This is a genomic window from Actinotalea soli (assembly GCF_017565425.1).
In the GTDB taxonomy this organism is placed as follows: Bacteria; Actinomycetota; Actinomycetes; order Actinomycetales; family Cellulomonadaceae; genus Actinotalea; species Actinotalea soli.
On the sequence record NZ_JAGEMK010000002.1, the window covers coordinates 382,688 to 401,244 of the forward strand.

At 73.7% G+C, this 18,557-nt stretch carries 15 protein-coding genes; 7 read left to right on the forward strand and 8 right to left on the reverse strand.

Annotation, left to right across the window (positions count from 1 at the left end; translation table 11 throughout):
• Positions 1–88: 88 nt before the first annotated feature.
• Entirely contained in the window at positions 89–1,309 is a 1,221-nt protein-coding gene (locus tag J4G33_RS06085) for an exonuclease SbcCD subunit D (RefSeq protein ID WP_208055028.1), read from the forward strand.
• A complete protein-coding gene (locus J4G33_RS06090; protein ID WP_208055029.1) occupies positions 1,309–4,350 on the forward strand; it encodes an AAA family ATPase in 3,042 nt (1,013 codons plus the stop codon). Before J4G33_RS06085 ends, J4G33_RS06090 begins: the two co-directional genes overlap by 1 nt.
• A gap of 63 nt (positions 4,351–4,413) precedes the next feature.
• Here the strand turns inward: J4G33_RS06090 and J4G33_RS06095 are convergent, their stop codons facing one another.
• Positions 4,414–4,860, reverse strand: a complete 447-nt coding sequence (locus J4G33_RS06095; protein ID WP_243758641.1) for a hypothetical protein — start codon at positions 4,858–4,860, stop codon at positions 4,414–4,416.
• A 100-nt stretch (positions 4,861–4,960) separates the two neighbouring features.
• Here J4G33_RS06095 and J4G33_RS06100 point away from each other — a divergent pair, with 100 nt between their 5' ends.
• From J4G33_RS06100 to J4G33_RS06120, 5 genes are all read left to right on the forward strand, one after another.
• A complete protein-coding gene (locus J4G33_RS06100) occupies positions 4,961–5,647 on the forward strand; it encodes an LmeA family phospholipid-binding protein (protein WP_208055030.1) in 687 nt (228 codons plus the stop codon).
• A gap of 154 nt (positions 5,648–5,801) precedes the next feature.
• Positions 5,802–7,463 carry a sodium-dependent transporter gene (locus tag J4G33_RS06105; protein ID WP_208055031.1) on the forward strand — a complete coding sequence of 554 codons (1,662 nt, stop codon included), beginning with the start codon at positions 5,802–5,804 and terminating at the stop codon, positions 7,461–7,463.
• Positions 7,460–7,675: a methionine/alanine import family NSS transporter small subunit gene (locus J4G33_RS06110; protein WP_208055032.1), complete on the forward strand. Its 216-nt coding sequence runs from the start codon at positions 7,460–7,462 to the stop codon at positions 7,673–7,675. The genes J4G33_RS06105 and J4G33_RS06110 overlap by 4 nt, the downstream gene beginning before the upstream one ends.
• Positions 7,672–8,025 carry a hypothetical protein gene (locus tag J4G33_RS06115; RefSeq protein WP_208055033.1) on the forward strand — a complete coding sequence of 118 codons (354 nt, stop codon included), beginning with the start codon at positions 7,672–7,674 and terminating at the stop codon, positions 8,023–8,025. The genes J4G33_RS06110 and J4G33_RS06115 overlap by 4 nt, the downstream gene beginning before the upstream one ends.
• A 10-nt stretch (positions 8,026–8,035) precedes the next feature.
• Positions 8,036–8,908, forward strand: coding sequence for a purine-nucleoside phosphorylase (locus J4G33_RS06120; RefSeq protein WP_208055034.1), 873 nt, complete (start codon positions 8,036–8,038; stop codon positions 8,906–8,908).
• Between the two features lie 22 nt (positions 8,909–8,930).
• On the opposite strand, the gene J4G33_RS06125 is transcribed toward J4G33_RS06120, so the two are convergent.
• The 7 genes from J4G33_RS06125 to J4G33_RS06155 form a co-directional block, all read right to left on the reverse strand.
• Positions 8,931–9,440 (reverse strand): ATP-binding protein, encoded by a 510-nt coding sequence (locus tag J4G33_RS06125; RefSeq protein WP_208055035.1) that lies wholly within the window; start codon positions 9,438–9,440, stop codon positions 8,931–8,933.
• A 133-nt stretch (positions 9,441–9,573) separates the two neighbouring features.
• On the reverse strand, positions 9,574–10,053 hold the full coding sequence (locus J4G33_RS06130) for a hypothetical protein (RefSeq protein ID WP_208055036.1): 480 nt from the start codon (positions 10,051–10,053) through the stop codon (positions 9,574–9,576).
• Complete coding sequence (locus J4G33_RS06135; protein ID WP_208055037.1) at positions 10,043–13,696, reverse strand: TM0106 family RecB-like putative nuclease; 3,654 nt, start codon at positions 13,694–13,696, stop codon at positions 10,043–10,045. Before J4G33_RS06135 ends, J4G33_RS06130 begins: the two co-directional genes overlap by 11 nt.
• Positions 13,697–13,774: 78 nt before the next feature.
• Positions 13,775–14,971 (reverse strand): ABC transporter permease, encoded by a 1,197-nt coding sequence (locus J4G33_RS06140; protein WP_208055038.1) that lies wholly within the window; start codon positions 14,969–14,971, stop codon positions 13,775–13,777.
• Positions 14,968–15,936: an ABC transporter ATP-binding protein gene (locus tag J4G33_RS06145; protein ID WP_208055039.1), complete on the reverse strand. Its 969-nt coding sequence runs from the start codon at positions 15,934–15,936 to the stop codon at positions 14,968–14,970. Before J4G33_RS06145 ends, J4G33_RS06140 begins: the two co-directional genes overlap by 4 nt.
• A gap of 104 nt (positions 15,937–16,040) precedes the next feature.
• The gene (locus J4G33_RS06150) at positions 16,041–17,534 is read right to left on the reverse strand and encodes a glucose-6-phosphate dehydrogenase (protein WP_208055040.1); all 1,494 of its coding nucleotides are present in this window, start codon (positions 17,532–17,534) and stop codon (positions 16,041–16,043) included.
• An 88-nt stretch (positions 17,535–17,622) separates the two neighbouring features.
• Entirely contained in the window at positions 17,623–18,351 is a 729-nt protein-coding gene (locus tag J4G33_RS06155) for a hypothetical protein (RefSeq protein ID WP_208055041.1), read from the reverse strand.
• Positions 18,352–18,557 lie beyond the last annotated feature (206 nt).

The following is an 18,557-nucleotide window of genomic DNA, read 5'->3' on the forward strand; positions in this document are numbered from 1 at the left end:
CGTCCAGGATCGCGGGGACCGCCCGGGAGGTTCGACGCACGGGGACGGGTGCAGGGTCGTGTCGGTGGTCCGAGCTACCGTCGGCCCCATGCGGATCCTGCACACGAGCGACTGGCACCTCGGTCGCACGCTGCACGGCGTGGATCTGCTCGGGCACCAAGCCGAGTACCTCGACCACCTCGTCGAGCTCGTGCGCAGCGAATCGGTCGAGGCCGTCGTGGTGTCGGGGGACGTGTACGACCGTGCGGTGCCCCCGGTCGAGGCTGTCCAGCTCCTCGCCAATGCGCTGGACCGTCTGTCTGCCCACGCCCAGGTCGTGGTGACTCCGGGCAACCATGACTCCGCGATCCGCCTCGGCTTCGCCTCCTCCCTCTTGCGCGACGGCGTGCACGTGCGGGCCCGTGTGGCCGACGTCGGGCGCCCGGTCGAGCTGCACGGGGAGGACGGTGCCCCGACCCTCGTCTACGCCCTGCCCTACCTCGACCCCGACGTCGTCCGCCGCGAGCTGGCCGAGGAGGACGACGAGGACGGCTCCGTGCGTCCCCTGCCTCGCTCGCACGAAGCCGTCATGGCGGCCGCGATGCGCCGGGTGCGCGCGGACCGCGCGGCACGGAGCACGGGCTCCGGCACGGCAGGGCCGGTACGTTCGGTGGTCATGGCCCACGCCTTCGTCGTGGGGGGTGAGGCCTCGGAGTCCGAGCGGGACATCCGCGTCGGCGGGGTGGACTCGGTGCCCGCGGGCGTGTTCGCCGGGGTGGACTACGTTGCGCTGGGGCACCTGCACGGACCGCAGCGGCTTCGCTCCCCCCAGCAGGCCGAGGGTGACCGCGGGCCCGTGCTGCAGTACTCAGGCTCACCCCTCGCCTACTCCTTCTCCGAGCGGAACCAACGCAAGGCCTCGGTGCTCGTCGAGCTCGGCGCCGACGGCGTGGTGGGCGAGCCCGAGCTCATCCCCGCTCCGGTCCCGCGCCGTCTGGCCGAGGTCACCGGGACCCTCGAGGAGCTCCTCGGTGCCACCGGCGAGGCTCACGTCCAGGACTGGGTACGCGTCGTGGTGACCGACGCGTCCCGGCCGAGCGAGCTCTACGCCCGTGTGCGGGACCGCTTCCCGCACGCGCTCGCGGTCGAGCACCGACCGGCCGGCGGAGCCGTGAGCGACCGCGCCACGGTCGTCACCGCCGCGCGGGACCCCCTCGAGGTGACGGCCGACTTCGTCGAGCACGTGACCGGCACCGCACCGACCGAGGCCGAGCTCGCGGTGCTGCGCCGCGCCTACGAGGACGTCCTCGCCGCGGAGCGGAGCGCCTGATGTACCTGCACACCATGACCTTGCAGGCCCTCGGTCCCTTCGCCGGCACCCACACCATCGACTTCGCCGAGCTCGGCGCCTCGGGGATCTTCCTCCTCGAAGGGCCCACCGGGGCCGGGAAGTCGACCCTCATCGACGCCCTCGTCTTCGCGCTCTACGGCAAGGTCGCCTCGAAGGACGCGAGCGACGAGCGGCTGCGCTCGGCCCATGCGAGCCCCGCCGACGAGACGGTCGTCGACCTCGTGTTCGAGTGCGGCTCAGGGATCTACCGGGTCCGCCGCACCCCCGCCTACCAGCGGCCCAAGCAGCGGGGCTCGGGAACCACCCTCCAGCAGGCCTCGGTGCGCCTCTGGCGGCTGAGCAGCCCCGACGCCCCCGAGGACGGCGAGCTCCTCTCGGCGCGCCTCGACGAGGCCGGGCTCGAGCTGCAGCGCATCGTCGGGCTCGACAGGCACCAGTTCGTCCAGACAGTCGTGCTGCCCCAGGGCGAGTTCGCCGGGTTCCTGCGGGCCAAGCCGGAGGACCGCCGCGGACTGCTCCAACGCGTTTTCGGCACCGCGGTCTACGAGCAGGTCGAGCAGCGCCTCGTGCGCATGCGGGCCGAGGTGGGACGCGCGGTCGAGGACCGCCGCGAGGCCGTCGCGCGCAGCACCGCCCACCTCCTCGGTGCCGCCGGGCTCGTCGAGGAGGAGGCCACCGCCCTGCAGGCCGCGGGCGGCTCCCTCGAGGACCCCGACGGCGAGGGCGGGCTCCTCACCCTCGGACGCGCCCACGCCGACGCCCTCGAGGAGCGGGCACGGCGGGCCCGGACCGTCGCGGACCAGGCGAAGACCGCGTGCGCCGGCACGCAGCAGGCCCTCGACGACGGGCGCCGCCAGCTCGACCTTCTACGCCGCCGCACCGTCCTGCGCACCGAGCTCGCGAGCCTCGAGACACGCGCGGAGGAGCACCAGCAGGAGGCCGACCGGTGCTCCGGCGGACGCCGAGCCCAGGCCGTGCACCCCCTGATCACCGGCCTCGAGCAGGCCCGGCGCGCGCTGACCACAGCCCAGGAGGCCGAGCGCGCCACAGCCCTGGGCGCCGAGGCCGAGCTCCAGGCCCTCGTCGTCGACGTCACCGACCCGAGCGTGCGACGCAAGACCCTCGGCGTCGAGCGCGACCGGTGCACCACCCTGCGCGGGTCCCTCGACCGGCTCGTCACGATCGAGCACGGGCTCCCCGCCCGCCGGGCCGAGGTCACCGCCGCCCACGCCGCCCGGGTCGCCCAAGAGGCCGAGCGAGACCGGCTCGCCCAGCAGGTCGCCGCGCGCCCCGCCCTCCGGAAGGCCCTCGAAGAGGAGCTCGCCGAGGCCCGGTCCGTCGCCGCGCAGCTCGGCGGGGCCACCCAGCGGATCGAGCTCGCGCAGGGCCGACTCCGAGCAGCCCGCGAGGTCGTCGACCTCGCTGCGACCCTGGCCACCGCCGAGCAGGCCGTGGCCGAGGCAGCAGCGTCGGCCACCGCAGCCGTCGAGAAGGCCGCGCGGACCCAGCAGGCGCGCATCGCGGGGATCGCCGGAGAGCTCGCCCGCGGCCTCGAGCCCGGCGCACCCTGCGCGGTGTGCGGCAGCACCGAGCACCCCGCCCCCGCGCCCCTCGACCCCGAGCACGTCACCCCCGAGGCCGTCGAGGCCGCGGAGGCTCGTCGCCTCGCCGCCCAGCAGCACCTCGAGGCGGCCTCGACCGCACGGTCCCAGGCGCGCGAGCAGCTCGGTGCCCGCTCGGCCGCGGCCGAGGGCCTCGACGTCCAGCAGGCGCAAGCGGCCCTCGACGCCGTCCGCGCCGAGGTCGCGACCGCGCAGGCCGCCACCGACCGGACCGTCGTCCTCGAACGGAAGGTCCAGGAGCACGACGGCGAGACCCGACGGCTCGAGGCGCACGTCCACGAGCTCGGCACCCAGATCGCGACCCACGTCGCCGAGGCCGCCAGCCTCAGCACCCAGATCGCCGCCGACGAGGCCGAGGTGCACGCCGCCCGCGAGGGCGCCCCCACCGTGCACGAGCGGGTCGCCGCCCTCGACGATCGCGTCCGCAGCCTCACGGCCTGGATCGACGCCCTCGCCGAGGTCGAGGACCGGCTCACCCAGGAGGCCGACCGGGCCGACGAGCTCTCCATGGGACTCGCCGACCACGGCTTCACCGACGCGGACGCCGCCCGCGCGGCCCACCTGCCCGCCGCCGAGCTCACCGCCCTCGACGCCGGGGTCAGCCGGTACCGCTCAGCCCTCGAGCGGGTCACCACCGGGCTCGCCGAGCCCGAGGTGCAGGACCTCCCCGAGCAGCTCGAGATCAACCTCGACACCCTGCTCGAGGCCCACCAGGTCGCCGACACGGCCGCCACCCAGGCCGCCGCCGAGGCCGCGCGCCTCGAGGACCGTGCCACCTCGACCGCGCGGGCCCTCGCCGAGCTGGTCCGCGCCGTCGAGGCCTACCGCGAGGTCGCCCTCGAGGCCGAGCCCGTGGTCCGGATGGCCAACCTCGCCTCCGCGAACGGCGGGGACAACACCAAGCGGCTGACCCTCGGCACCTTCGTGCTCGTCCGCCGCTTCGAGGACGTCGTCGCCGCCGCCAACGCGCGCCTCGTCGCGATGTCGAGCGGGCGGTTCGAGCTGGTCCGCAGCGAGGAGCGCGAGGCCGTCCGCACCCTGCGCACCGGCCTCGCCATGAAGGTCATCGACCACCGCACCGAGACCGAGCGAGACCCCCGCACCCTCTCCGGCGGCGAGACCTTCTACGTCTCACTGTGCCTGGCCCTCGGCCTGGCCGACGTCGTCACCGCCGAGGCCGGCGGCATCGACCTCGGCACCCTCTTCGTCGACGAGGGATTCGGCTCCCTCGACCCCGAGACCCTCGACGTCGTGCTCGCCGAGCTCGGACGGCTCCGCGACGGCGGGCGCATCGTCGGCGTCGTCTCTCACGTCGAGCAGCTCAAGCAGTCCATCGCCGAGCGCATCGAGGTGCGGCGCCTGCCCAGCGGCTCCAGCACCCTCACCGTCCGCGCCTGAGCCCCTCGACCGGCGCGGCTCTCACGGAAGAGCGCTCATCGACAAGCACTCACGGACGAGGGCTCACCACGACCAGCCGCGCTCGGTGAGCGCGAGCTCCTCACGGAAACGCTCCGCCTCGTCCACCGGCAACCCCGCCTCGCGCAGCGACGAGCCCCCCTCCGCCGACTCGGCGATCTCGACATCCGCCAACCGGCACGCCTCAGCCAGCAGCGCGTCGTACGCGGCCTGCACCGCGAGCTGGCGACGCCCCCGTGCCCACGGGTGCGGATCGGCGTCCAAGGCCCGCAGCTGTGCTGCCAAGGCCCCCAGACGCAGCTGCAGCCTCAGCACCGCAAAAGGGTCCGGCGGGGGAGCAGGAGGCGGAGCCTTGCGCTTCTCGCGCTCGGCGGCCCGACGGCGCCAGCGCACCCGCCACCGCGCCGGTGGCCCAGGGCCCGGCAACCACGCAGCCAGGACCCCGTAGACCACCAGCGGCAGGGCGACCCACATCAGCGACTGGATGACCATGGCCGGACCTCGTCCTCGAGGTCTCCAGCCTACGACCGGGACGGCCGCCCCGACAGTCGACCGACAGGCCGTTGTCAGCCAACCTCCGTACAGTGCGCGCATGGGAGCGCGCGCCGTCATCGGGACCGTCGTCGTCGTGGGAGTGCTCGTGGGCGGCGCGTACGTCGCCGACGGCTTCGCCCGGGGTGAGGCCGAGGACCGCGTCGCCGAGGAGCTCCGCACCGGCCTCGACGGCCTCGACGAGAGCCCCGAGGTCACCATCGGCGGCTTCCCGTTCATCACCCAGTACCTCGCCGGGCGGATCAGCACGGTCAACGCCACCGCCCAGGAGGTGACCGTCGACGGGGTGTCGCTGCAGGACGTCGTCGTCGACCTCGAGGGCGTCACCACCGAGAGCCCGATCACCGCCGAGGACGCCCGCATGACGGCCCACGTGCCCCTCGCCGGCCTGCTCGAGGCGGTCGACCTGCCGCTCGAGGTCGCGATCGTCGACGGGGCCCTCACCGCCACGGCCGAGGTCTTCGGCCTGCCCCTCGACGCCGAGCTCGTCCCCCGCGCCGAGGGGCGGTCGATCGGGATCGACATCGAGACCTTCACCCTCGCCGGGGCGACCATCGCCGCGGAGGACCTGCCCGCGGGGATCAGCGACCAGCTCGACGCGATCGCCATCCCCCTCGACGGCCTGCCCGAGGGCATCGAGCTCACCGAGGTGGTGGTCGACCGGGACGGGTTCGCGGTCACGGCGACCGGGAGCGACGTCGTGCTCGAGCGGGCGACCGCCGGCTGAGCCGCGCCGAGGCCCACCACCGAGCCCCCACCACCGAGTGATCGGAACAGCCTGATCAGGCCCGCGGGTCGGCAGGCGAGACCCGCCTCGCCACCGGGTGGTCGTGGCGCTATGTTCCTTCGGCACGTTCACCGGCCGAGGATCGAGGCCCCGCATGTCCGCCACCCCGTCTGACAGCCCGACGCCCGCCGGGGTGCACCCCGGGAAGGGCGGCTCGGTCGAGGGCCACGCCCCGCGCGAGCAGTGGTCCGGCCAGCTCGGCTTCGTGCTCGCCGCGATCGGCTCAGCCGTCGGCCTGGGCAACATCTGGCGCTTCCCTGGGGTCGCGTACGAGAACGGCGGCGGGGCCTTCCTCATCCCCTACCTCGTCGCCCTGCTCACCGCGGGCATCCCGATCCTGCTGCTCGACTACTCGATCGGGCACCGGTTCCGGGGCTCGGCCCCCACGGCGTTCCGACGCCTGCACCGCCGCGCCGAGCCCCTGGGCTGGTTCCAGGTGGGCGTCTCCTGCGTGATCATCCTGTACTACACGGTGATCATCGCCTGGTCGGCCAGCTACCTGGTGTTCTCCTTCACGCGGGCCTGGGGTGATGACCCGGGTGCGTTCCTCGAGACCGAGTACCTCCAGGCCACCAAGCCCGGCATCAGCCTCGACGTCGTGCCCCAGGTGCTCGTCCCGCTGGTGCTCGTGTGGGTCGTGACCATCGCCATCCTCGCCCTGGGTGTGCAGAAAGGGGTCGAGCGCGCCAACAAGGTGTTCATCCCGCTGCTGCTCGTCATGTTCCTGGGCCTGGTGATCCGGGCGGTGACCCTCGACGGCGCGATGGACGGCCTCAACGCCTTCTTCACCCCGGACTGGTCGGCGCTGAGCGACCCCGGGGTGTGGATCGCGGCCTACAGCCAGATCTTCTTCTCGCTGTCCATCGCCTTCGGCATCATGATCACGTACTCCTCGTACCTCAAGCGGCGCGCGAACCTGACCTCGACCGGGTTCGTCGTCGGGTTCGCGAACTCCTCCTTCGAGCTGCTCGCCGGGATCGGGGTGTTCGCGGCCCTGGGTTTCATGGCCTTCCAGACGGGGGTCGACGTCTCCGAGGTCGAGAACATCGCCGGGGTGACCCTGGCCTTCGTGGCCTTCCCGCAGATCATCTCGATGATGCCCGGGGGCCCGGTCTTCGGCGTGCTGTTCTTCGGCTCGCTCACCCTCGCCGGGCTCACCTCGCTGCTGTCGATCTTGCAGGTGGTCTCAGCCGCTGTGCAGGAGAAGCTCGGCATCACCCCGCGTCAGGCCGCGCTGCGGATCGGCGGGGTCGCGGCCGTCCTGTCGATCGCGCTGTTCTCGACCACCACGGCGCTCTTCCTGCTCGACACCATGGACAAGTACATCAACGAGGTCGGCGTGGTCGGCTCGGCCGTGGTGATGACCCTCGTCCTGGGGCTCGTGCTGCGTCGGTTGGGCGAGCAGCGCGCCCACCTCAACGACCGGCCGGGGCTGCGCCTGGGGGCCTGGTGGTCGGTGCTCGTCGGGGTGGTGGCCCCCGCCGTCCTGGCCTTCATGCTGGTCCAGGGCATCAGATCCCTGCTGGGTGAGCCCTACGAGGGGTACCCGTGGTGGTTCCTCAACGCCTTCGGCTGGGGGGTGGTGGGGCTCGCGCTGCTCGTCGCCGTCGTCATGACCGCGCTGCGGTGGCGACGCTCCCCGGACGACTTCACCCCCGCGGAGCTGTCACCCAGAGCCCTGCGACGCGCGACGAGCGCCGGCCCGCCGAGCCCCGTCACGAGGGACCGGACACCCGAGCAGGGGGAGCAGCGATGACGACGACGGCCGTGCTGGTGATGGTGGTGTCCCTGCTGGTGGTGTGGGGCGGGCTCGCCCTGAGCATCTGGCGGCTGCGTCGCGACACCCGGCAGGACGCCGACGCCGACGCCGACGCCGACGCCGACGCCGACGCCGACGCCGGCGCCGGCGCCGATGCCGGGACGCCTGGGCCCTCAGCCCCACCCCCGGGCGGGGCGCCGCAGCCGTGACGGACGCCCAGGTCGCGGCGTGGACCGACGTCCCGCGGCCAGGGGCGAGCCGGGAGCAGTGGGTCGACTGGGCGAGCCGCTACAACGGCTACGAGCTGCTGGCCTCCCACCCCGCCCACCTCGCGGCCGTGCTGGCCCCGGCCCGCGAGGAGTTCCAGGCCACGGGGCAGGTCCCGACCTGGGCCGGGGTGCACCTGCTGCGCGGCTGGCTCTTCCTCGTGCTGCGCGCGCACCGGCACGCCGGCGTCGACACGTTCGCCCCCGAGCACTCGGCCGAATGGTTCGCCGTCGCGGACCGTCTGCGCACGCTGGGCCGCGGGGCGAGAGCGGGCGTCACGGGTCGGGGTTAAGGTCCCACCCATGGCTACGCCGCACATCGACGCCGCGCCCGGAGACTTCGCCCCGGACATCCTCATGCCGGGTGACCCCCGGCGCGCGACCCGCATCGCCGAGACCGTCCTGGAGGACGCGCGCCTGGTGACCGAGGTCCGCGGGATCCTCGGGTACACGGGGACCTTCGACGGCAGACCCGTCTCGGTGCTGGCCTCGGGGATGGGGGTGCCGTCCATCTCGATCTACGCGACCGAGCTGTTCCGTGAGTTCGGGGCCCAACGCATCGTGCGCATCGGCACCGCCGGGGGCATGGCCCCGCACCTGCAGGTCGGTGACGTGGTCATCGCGAGCGCCGCCCACACCGACAGCGGGCTCAGTGCGAACCGGGTGCCGGGGGTGCACTACAGCCACGCGCCGAGCTTCTCCCTGCTCGCCGCAGCCGCGACCGCCGCGGGGGCGGGCAAGCGCGACGCGAGCGGCCGTGCGCGGGCCAAGGACTCCGGCTCCCGGGCCCAGGCGGCGGGCAGCGGCGCCTCGGGGACGACGATCGCCACCGTGACCAAGGGGTCATCCGGCGCGGCGGGCACCGAGCCGACCCCGAGCCGTCGTCGTCGGCGGGGCAAGACCTCCAAGGCCTACGTGGGCCCGGTCTTCACCTCGGACGCGTTCTACGCCGACCGTCCGCAGACGATGGAGGCCCTGGTCGCGCACGGCACCCTCGCCGTGGAGATGGAGGCTGCTGGCCTGTACGCGACGGCTGACGCCGAGGGTGGTCAGGCGCTGGCGATCTGCACGATCTCCGACCTGCTGTTCTCCGACGCGTCCCTGTCGGCGGCCGAGAGGGAGCTGCTCTTCGACCGCTCGGTGGCCTACGGCCTGGCGGCCTTCGCGGCCGGCTGAGGACAGCCCGCGCGGTGACCCGTCAGGGGGTGGGGTCGGACCGCGGGTCGAGCACGGTCCCGATCGGGTTGGGCTCCTGATCGGCCGAGGGGACGGCCTGGGTGGACTCGGTCCCGAAGCGTGCCCATACGTTCTTGGTGTCTTCGGTCTGGTACCAGCCGACGCTCAGGGAGAGCTGGTCGGCGAGGAAGAGGCCGAACCCGCCCTGCCCGGGCGCGCGCTGCCCAGCGATGTAGGGTCGCCCGTCCACGTCGTGGTCGGCGACGTCGAGCAGCCAGTCCGTGCCGTCTGACAGGAGCCGCACGATCGTCGGCGGGATGCCGTGCTTCAGTGCGTTCGTGGCGAGCTCGCTGGCCACGAGCACGAGCTTCTCCGGGATCCGCGCCAGGCCGGTGCCCTGCTCGAGGGTCTTGCCCGTGAGGGCCTGGTGGAGCGAGGCGCGCAGGGTCGTCAGCTCACCCGGCTTGTCGAGGATCCACTCGTCGACCTGGTGGAAGTCTTCGGGTGGGAGGGAGGAGGGGATCTCTTCCATGCGGCAACTCCTAGTCCGACGTCGGGGTGGCGGTCCGGGCCATGGCCCGGGACCTGCTCCGGACGGGGACCGTGTTCGGCCCGTGCAGTTGTAGCAGGGATCTGTCTGTCGTGCAGGACCTCACCACGGCGGGTCACTCGTCCTCCTTTGGCCGGGCCTCATGGTGCGGGCGCCCGTGGGTGCGGTTGCGTTCCTTGAGCTGAGCCTCGTAGACGTGGCGTCTGCCTGCCATGAGCTCCTCGCGCACGGTCCGCTCCCAGGTGCGGAAGGGCTCCCAGTAGTGGTCGTCGTAGTCCTCGACCACCTGGAAGGTCCAGCGCTTGGCCAGGACGTTGCGGCCCATGAGGTCGGCGCGCATCCGCTCCGCGAGCTCCCCGTGCCCGGCCTCGGCCAGGGCGTCCAGGGCAGCGGCGAGGTCGTTGTCCCCCCGGCCGGTCATGCGGTGGAACCCGTAGAGCATCCCGCGTGCCTGCTCGACGACCTCGAGGGCCGCGGTCAGCTGGCCGACGGCCTCGACCGTCTCCTCGTCGACCCCGTCGGGGACCTGGTGGGCGGCGTCGGGCCCGTCCAGGGTGGGCTCAGAGGGTGGGTCGTCCTGGGGCTCACGGCTCATGAACAGATCCAACGTCGACCTGGGCGGTGCGGCAACCGGAACGGGGCGGGCCGTGCCCCAGGGCGAGGAAGGCCCCGAGCTCCTCGAGCAGGTCGGGGCGCCCGGGGAGGTGGTCGGTCAGGGCGGGGGAGCGCACGACGACGGCGCACCACTGGCCCCGGGAGATCGCCACGTTGATGCGGTTCCGGTCCAGGAGGAACTCCATGCCCCGGGGGACGTCCTCGGCGGAGGAGGCCGCCGTCGTGAGCAGGACCACGGGTGCCTGCTGACCCTGGAACCGGTCGACCGTGCCGACCCGCACCTCGCCCAGCCCCGCGGCGTCGAGGGCCTGGCGCACGGTCCACACCTGGGCGTTGTAGGCCGCGACGACGATGACGTCGGAGGGCTCGAGCGGGCGGTCCACGTCGGCGACAGGGTCCTGCCAGCGCCGGCCGACCAGGTCGCGGGTCAGGCGCACCACGGCCTGGGCCTCCTCGGGGGAGGCGATCGCGTTGCCCTGGTGCGGGACCAGCTCGGTGCGGACGCCGGGCTCGATGCCCTCGAGGGACCGCTGCGCCGTCCGGGGCTCGCTGCCGAGGCGGCCCTCGTAGGCCAGGCGCGAGACCGCGGCGCACAGCGCAGGGTGCATGCGCCAGGTGCGGTCCAGGAAGTAGCCGAGCTCGGGGGGCAGGGTGTCGTGCCCGTCGGTGAGCCAGCCGAGGGCCGACCGGTCCACGGGTTCGGGGTGGCGTCCTTGGCTGACCTGGGGGAGCTGCTGGGGGTCGCCGAGCAGCAGCAGGGTGCGGGCGCTCTCGGCCACGGCGAGGGTGCCGGCGAGGGAGAACTGCCCGGCCTCGTCGACCACGAGCAGGTCGAGGGGGGCGGTGGGCAGGCGCCCGGGGTTGGTCAGGTCCCAGGCGGTGCCGCCCAGCACCGAGCCGCCGTCCTGCTCGTGGAAGGCGGCGAACTGCCCAGGCGTGGTGAGCCAGGTCCACGGCGCAGGCGCGGGGTCGGCGCCTGCGGGTCGTTTGCCGATGCAGTGCTCGGGGACCCCTGCGTCCGCGACCCCCCGCAGCAGGTTCTCGACGACGGCGTGGGACTGGGCGACCACGCCGATCCGCCAGCCCTCGGCCACGAGCCGGGCGATGACCCGCGCCCCGGCGAAGGTCTTGCCCGTGCCGGGCGGTCCCTGGACCGCGAGGTAGGAGCGGTCGAGGTCGCGCAGGGCGGCGAGGATCGCGTCGACGTACCCGGAGTCCTCCGGCCGGGGCAGCGGGCTCGCGGTGCGGGGCGGGACCCGTCGGAGGAGGTCGAGGGCGGGGTGCCCGGGCAGCGTGGGTCCGTCTGCTGCGGTGAGGTGGGCCAGGGTCCGTTCGCCGAGGGCGCGCAGGGCCGCCTCGATCGAGGCGGTAGCCGGGGGGCGGCCCGGGCACAGGGCCATGGGCAGGTGGTCGTGCGGCTCCTCCTCGCGCCGCAGGGCGTCCTCGACGAGCAGCACGTCCCGCGGTCCGTCGGGGCCGGCCTCGGTGCGGACGTCGAGCACGGTGATGCGTTCGGTCCAGCCGCGGGTCCCGGTGCTCGAGGTCTTGGCCCCGGCGGGCAGAGGTGCCTCGTAGAGCGCGAAGGCCGCTGCCCCGGGGCGCAGCTCGCTGCCGGGCTCGAGCCGGCCCACCAGGCGCAGGTGTCGTCGCGGGAGCTGGCGGGAGGTGCGCCGGTGCCAGTCCTCGACCACGCTCGCCTGCTCGACGAGGAGGGTGCCTCGCGGGTCGGTCCACTCCTCCGGCGGGCTCGTCAGCCGGTCGAAGTGCCCCCACCAGAAGGGCTTGCGCTCACGCCAGTGGTAGCCGAGGGCCGCCGCGACCATGGCGACGGCCTTCCGGTCCCGGGGCTCGAGCCCCGCGGCGGCCTCGAGCAGGGCGGGGACGAGGGGGTCCTCCTCGGGAGCCGGACCGCCGTCGGCCAGCTCCTCGTCCAGGGTGGTCGGGCGGGGCGCCGGGTGGACGCCGTGGCGGGCGGCCTCCTCGAGGAGCCAGTCCCGCAGCAGCAGGGTCGAGACGCAGTCGTCGGTGTTGTAGTCCGCGATCTGCTGCAGCCGCTGCTCCCAGGCGGCGGTGCGGCCCTCGTCGCGCAGGGCGCAGGCCTCGGCGTACTCGACGATCGAGTCCCCCGCGGTGGTCACGGCCCCGGTACGGGCCGGCATGTAGAGGGGCTCGAGCTTCTTGATCGAGTACGAGCGCTGGCCGGTGCGCAGGCTCGCCCGCACCGTCGCGTAGAGGTCGACCAGCACGCCGTCGCGCAGCAGGTCGTCGACCGCCTCCTCGCCCACGCCGTGCCGCCCGGCGAGGCCCAGCAGGGCCGTCTTCTCGTACGGGGCGTAGTGGTAGACGTGCATCCCGGGGTGCTCGGCACGACGACGGGCCAGGTACGCGAGGACGTCGAGGAGGGCCTGCCGCTCCTGGGCCCGGTCGTGGGCCCAGAAGGCACGGAACACCGGGGCGGCGCCGGGCGTGGACGGGGCCTCGACCAGGCCGATGAGGTACTCCAGGCCCCAGTCCGTGCCGCCGGACTCGGTCCACAGCGGGTCGCCCTCGAAGTCGAGGATCACGTCCCCGGGGTCCGGGGCGGGCAGGGCGCCGATCACCTCGGGGGCGAAGAGCTCGTGCACGACGGCGGCCGGGCTCGAGCCCGCCGGTCCCGCGTCCCGCGCCGGGAGGGTGGCGTCCTGCTCGGCCTGGAGCCTGGCCTGGGCGCGCAGGGCGCCCAGGGCGTGGCCGCCGATGCCCTCGACGGGGCCGGTGCTCGTGGCGAGGTCCTCGACGGTCGTGAGGCCGGCGGCCAGCAGGCGCGCCCGCTGGGTGGTGCGCATCCCCGCGACGAGCAGCACGTCCCGGCGGGCCTCGACCTCGGGGGCGCAGACCTCGCAGCGTCCGCAGGCCCGGTAGCGAGGGTCCCCCCAGGCGACCGGGGTGCCAGCGGCCTGGTGCTCGTCAAGCATGCGCTGCAGCCGGGCCTGGCGGTCGCGGAGCACGGGCAGCAGGTCGGCCAGGCGGTGGCTCGTGGTGGTGCGGTCCCCGAGCACGAGGTGCACCTGCGGGGCGGGTCGCAGCCCGGCCATGATGAGCTGGTCGGCGTAGGCCGCGAGCTGGAGCAGGGCCGTGACCTTGGCGTGCCGCGCGAGTTTGGTGTCGTGCACGGCGTACACCGGGCTGGCCGTGCTGCCGGCGGCCCCGGGCGCGCCCGAGCCCTCGGCGTCGTCCTCGCGGACGAGGAAGTCGGCCCAGCCCCCGAAGCGCCCGTCGAAGAACCCGGCCTGGAAGACGACGTCGGCCCCGGTGCGCAGCACCTGCAAGGTCTCGGCGTGCTTGGCCTCGAGGCCGGCGCGGGTGGTCCCCACGGCGCGCTCGGGCCGTTCGATGACGGCCACCCCTCGACCGGTGGTCGGGTCCCACGGCCCGTAGCGGTCGAGGTGCTCGGCCAGCACGCGCTCCTCGTGCCGGTCCCCCAGGTGCGCGGTCCGCTCGAGCATCGCGTCGGAGGGCAGGTCCAGCGGCGGGATCAGTCCGAGCCGCACGTCGAAGGTGCGCAGGAGCGCGAGCTCGCAGGCAGCAGCAGCGGCGAGGTCGGTCGCGCTGTGGACGACGGTGCCGTCGTCGAGGAGGAACATGGTTCGACGCTAGTGGTCACCCCGGACACGCGACCCGCCGGCCCGGACGGCTGCCGGAGCGGCGGGTCGTGGTCGTGCTCAGCCCTTGAGGGCCTCGGTGAGCTTCATCCGGCCGCCGGTGTGCAGCACGCCCCGCTGGTAGACCCGCGCGGAGAGCCAGATGAGCACGGGGATCGTGACCAGGCACAGCCCGATCGAGACGCCCAGCTCCCACAGCGGCAGACCGCCCAGGGCGTCGCGCACCGGGACGACGAAGGGTGCGAAGAACGGGACGAAGGTCAGCACCCGGGCGAGGGTGCTGTCGGGGTCGTTCACGACGACGAACATCGTCACGTAGTAGGGGACGAAGAGGAGGAACATCAGCGGGGTCGTGACCGAGCCGATCTCCTCCTGCCGGGAGACGAGGGCTGCGAACCCGCCGAAGAGCAGGGCGTAGATCGTGTAGCCGAGCAGGAACCACACGATGAGCAGGCCGAGGGCCGCGCCGACGTCGACCGCGATGTCCTCGGTGAGTCCCAGGGCGGTGACGGCGAGGGTCAGGGCGCCGCCGAGCACGACGATCTGGAACAGCGCGTACGCGCCGATGCCCAGGATCTTGCCCGCGAGGAGCTGGGTGGGCTTGATGGTGGACAGCAGCAGCTCGACCACGCGCGAGGTCTTCTCCTCGACCACGCCCATGGAGATCATCGACCCCCCACCGATGAGGGCGAAGAGCAGCAGCGAGATCATCACGACGGAGACCACGAAGGCCGGGCCGTCGAACTCGCTCTCCTCGGGGGCCACGAGGGACTCGACCTGCGGGGCGGCGGTGGCCAGGGCGGTCCCGACGTCGGCCGGGTCCCCGCCGAGGGCACCGATCTGCTCGGTCAGGACGTACGCGTTGACCGCATCGGTCACGAGCTCGACGACGGCGGGGTCGGCGTTCTCGGCCACGAGCATGCGGGGCGCGGACGGGTCGCCCGACAGGTACGCGTCGAGCGGGTCCTCCTCCGCGATCAGGGCCTGCTCGGCCTCGTCCGTGGTGAGGGTGCTGAGCTCGAGCGCGAGGCCCTGCTCGGAGGCGGCCTGCTCGAGGTGGGGCTGCAGGTCGGTGACGCCCTGCTCGACGGCGACCGAGGAGCTGGGCCCCTCGGTCTCACGGTCGAGGAAGAAGCTCGCGACGACCGCGCCGACGACGATCACGGCCAGCATGATCGACAGCGAGATGATGTTCGACTTGGTCATCATCCGCGTGCGGAACTCGCGCTTGGTGACCATCCAGACGGGGCTGCTCATCGCGCGCCCTCCTTCGCGTCGGAGGCCGACGGGTCGACGGCGGGGTCCTCCCCGGCCGAGACGACCCCACGGAAGAGGTCGGCGAGGGACGGGCGGACCGGGCTGAACTCGCGCACGGCGCCGAGCTCGAGCGCAGCGCGCAGGATCGCCCGGGGGGCCTCGGCGTCGCGGGTGGTGGCCACGACGTGGAGCTGGCCCGGGTGCTCGGTGACCGGGGTCGTGGTGAGGCCGGGCAGGGTCGCGAGGCTGGCCATGACGGCATCGGGCGCGGCGTCGACGTCGAGCAACCAGGTCGGGTGGTCGGTGGCGCGCAGCTCGTCGATGCTGCCGAGGGCCTCCATGCGGCCCGCGCGGACGATGCCCACCCGGTCGCAGAGCCGCTCGACCAGCTCGAGCTGGTGGGAGGAGAAGATCACCGGGACCCCCGCCTGGGCGCGCTCGCGGAGCACCCCGCTCATGACGTCGACCGCGACCGGGTCCAGCCCCGAGAACGGCTCGTCGAGGACGAGGACGTCGGGGTCGTGCACCAGGGCGGCGGCGAGCTGGACCCGCTGCTGGTTGCCGAGGGAGAGCTTCTCGACGTCGTCCCCGCGCCGCTCACCGACGCCGAGGCGGTCGGTCCAGTGCTCGACGGCGCCCTTGGCTGCGGTCGGGCTCATGCCGTGCAGCCCGGCGAGGAACTCGAGCTGCTCCCCGACCTTCATCTTCGGGTAGAGGCCTCGCTCCTCAGGCATGTACCCGACGCGGCGGCGGGCCTCGAGGTCGAGCTCGCTGCCCTTCCACCGGACCTGCCCCGAGTCCGCCGCCAGGACACCGAGCATGATCCGCATGGCGGTCGTCTTGCCCGCACCGTTGGAGCCGACGAAGCCGAAGATCTCCCCGGCGTGGACGTCGAAGGTCAGGTCGGTCAGGGCTCGGAGGCTGCCGTAGGCCTTGTTCAGGTGGTCGATCTCGAGCGCGTTCACGCGCGTTCCCCCAGTGACGTCGGTCGTGGACCACGCGTCAGCGAGAGCGCTGCGCCCTCGCCCGACGGCCCGCAGGCGCGGGAACGTGGTGCGTGATCAACGTATCAAGAGGCGTCGTCCCGCCCGAGGAGCCAGCCGACGGGGCTCGCGAGGTCCTCGGCCGCGGCGGGGCCCCAGCTCCCGCGCGGGTACGGGTGGACCTCGGGCCGGTCCTCGCCGAGGAGCGGGGCGAAGGCCTGCCACGCGTGCTCGAGCCCGGTGGGGGTGGTGAAGAGGGTCCGGTCCCCCTGCAGCACGTCGACCAGGAGCGAGGCGTAGGAGGGCAGCGGGTCGCCGTCGACATCGTGCAGGTCCAGCCGCGCCGTCCCGGTCGCGAGGGCGAGGTCCGGCCCGGGACGCTTGACCGTGGTGGTGATCTCGATCGCGCCGTCCCCGGCGAGGGACAAGGTGATCACGCCGTGCTCCACCTCGTCGCCGAAGAGCTTCTCCGGGTCGCGGCGCAGCACCAGGCTGACCCGTTGGGCTGACGCCGCCATCTGCTTGCCGGTGCGCAGCAGGAAGGGCACGCCCTGCCACCGCGGGTTGTCGATCCACAGCCGCGCCGCGATGAACGTGTCGGTGGTGGAGTCCTCGGCGACGCCATCGATGTCGCGGTAGCCCTCGAACTGCCCGAGGACCACGTCCTGCGTGGGGTCCAGCGGCCGGAAGCAGCCGATGACCTCCTCACGGGCGCGCACCAGGTCCGTCGAGGCGAGGTGTCGCGGGGGCTCCATCGCGACCTGCGCGGCGACCTGGAACAGGTGGTTGACCACCATGTCGAGGGCGGCGCCCGTGCCGTCGTAGAACTCGGCCCGCTGGGCGACGTCCAGGGTCTCGGGGACGTCGATCTGCACCTGCTCGACGTGGTGCCGGTCCCAGACGGTGCCGAAGAGGTCGTTGGCGAAGCGCAGGACGTGCAGGTTCTGCGTGGCCTCCATGCCGAGGAAGTGGTCGATGCGGAAGACCTGCTCCTCGTCGAAGGCCTCGTGGACCACGGCGTCGAGCTCGCGGAAGGACTCGGGGGACTCCCCGTAGGGCTTCTCGTAGACGATGCGCACACCGTCGGTCAGGTCGTGCGCGGCAAGAGCGCGGGTCGCGGGGATGAAGGCCGCCGGTGGGATCGCCAGGTAGTGCACGACGTTCACCTCGCCCTCGCTGCCGGCCTCCTCGAGGGTGCGGTGCAGCTCGTCGAGGACGTCGGGCAGGGTGCCGGGGTCCTCCTCGGTGACCTCCTGGGCGTACCGGGTGTGGCGGGTGAGGACCTCGGCGTCGTCCTCGACCTGGTCGTCCCCCGCGCCGAACTCGTCGAGGGCCTCGCGGATGACCTCGGCCATCTCCTCGTCCGTCTTGGCCCCGCGGCCGGTGCCGAGGAGGGCCCAGTGCTCGGGGAGCAGGCCGCGACGGTTGAGGGTGGCCAGGGCGGGGAAGACCAGGCGACGGGAGAGGTCGCCCCGGGCGCCGTGGAGCACGAGGATCAGGGGCTTCTGGTGGCCCTCGGCGTCGCTCCCGGTCGAGGTGCGGTCGGTGTCGTGCGGGCTGGTCGTGCTGCGGTCGCTCACGGTCAGGACCCTCGGCTCGGTGTCGGTGGACCCTTGCGACGCTACGACCGCCACGCGCTCGTCGCCCGTCGAGCGCCCGTCGAGGTCCTCACCCGGCCCACGGCGCGCTCGCGACACCCTCCACCTGCCACCCAGCCTCGGTGAGGGAGAGGGCGATGGTGAGGTCGCGGTCGTCCAGGTGCGTCACCCGGGCCGCGGTCGAGCCGTCGGTCGAGGGCTCCCACACCAGCACCGAGACGCCGACCTGGACGCGGTGGTGCGGGTAGGTGCCGTCGGGGAGCGCCTCGCTCAGCCGCCACGCGACCAGCGAGACCTCGGCGGACCCGGCGACCGGGGCGCCGTCCGTGCGGTCCGCCTCGGTGACGCAGTAGCTGCAGCCCGGTGCGGCCAAGGTCCGCAGGTGCTCGGGGTCCCCGGAGGCGAGGGCCTGGCGCCACGCCATGAGGAACAGGTAGGTCGCACCGACGGCACCGAGGTCCGTCCGGTCGGCGCGCAGGGTCGCGACCTCCTCGGCGGTCAGGGGGACGTCCCCCACGTCGATGCCCTCGCCGAGCTCCGCCGCGAGCCGGGACCCGGCAGCGCGGGCCAGGGCGTTGGCGTCGGGGGAGGGGTTGCCGTCGGAGGCCTGCTCAGGCCCGGCCGGACGCGTCGTCGTGGCCTCGGACCTCTCGACCTCGCTGCCCCCCGCGTCGGCCCGGGCCTCGCCCGTCGGCCGTGTCGGCGCGGGGTCTCCGCCCGCTGAGCACGCGGTCGACGTGAGAGCCACGAGGAGCACCGTGGCGAGGAGGCGGAACCGATGACGGGGATGCTGAGCCATGACCCCCATCCGACCCTGCCGGGGGCCGCACGGCCGCGCGCGGACCGTGTCACCTGTGGACGAGGGGCGGGACCTGTCCCTGTGGACGAGGTGGATCACCTGAGCCTGGCGGGCCCGCGGCCGATCTCACCCTGTCGACACGTCACGTGGCGGGTGGAGGTGCCGATGTCCTTCCTAAGGGCGACGCAGGAGGCGGGGCCCGGTTC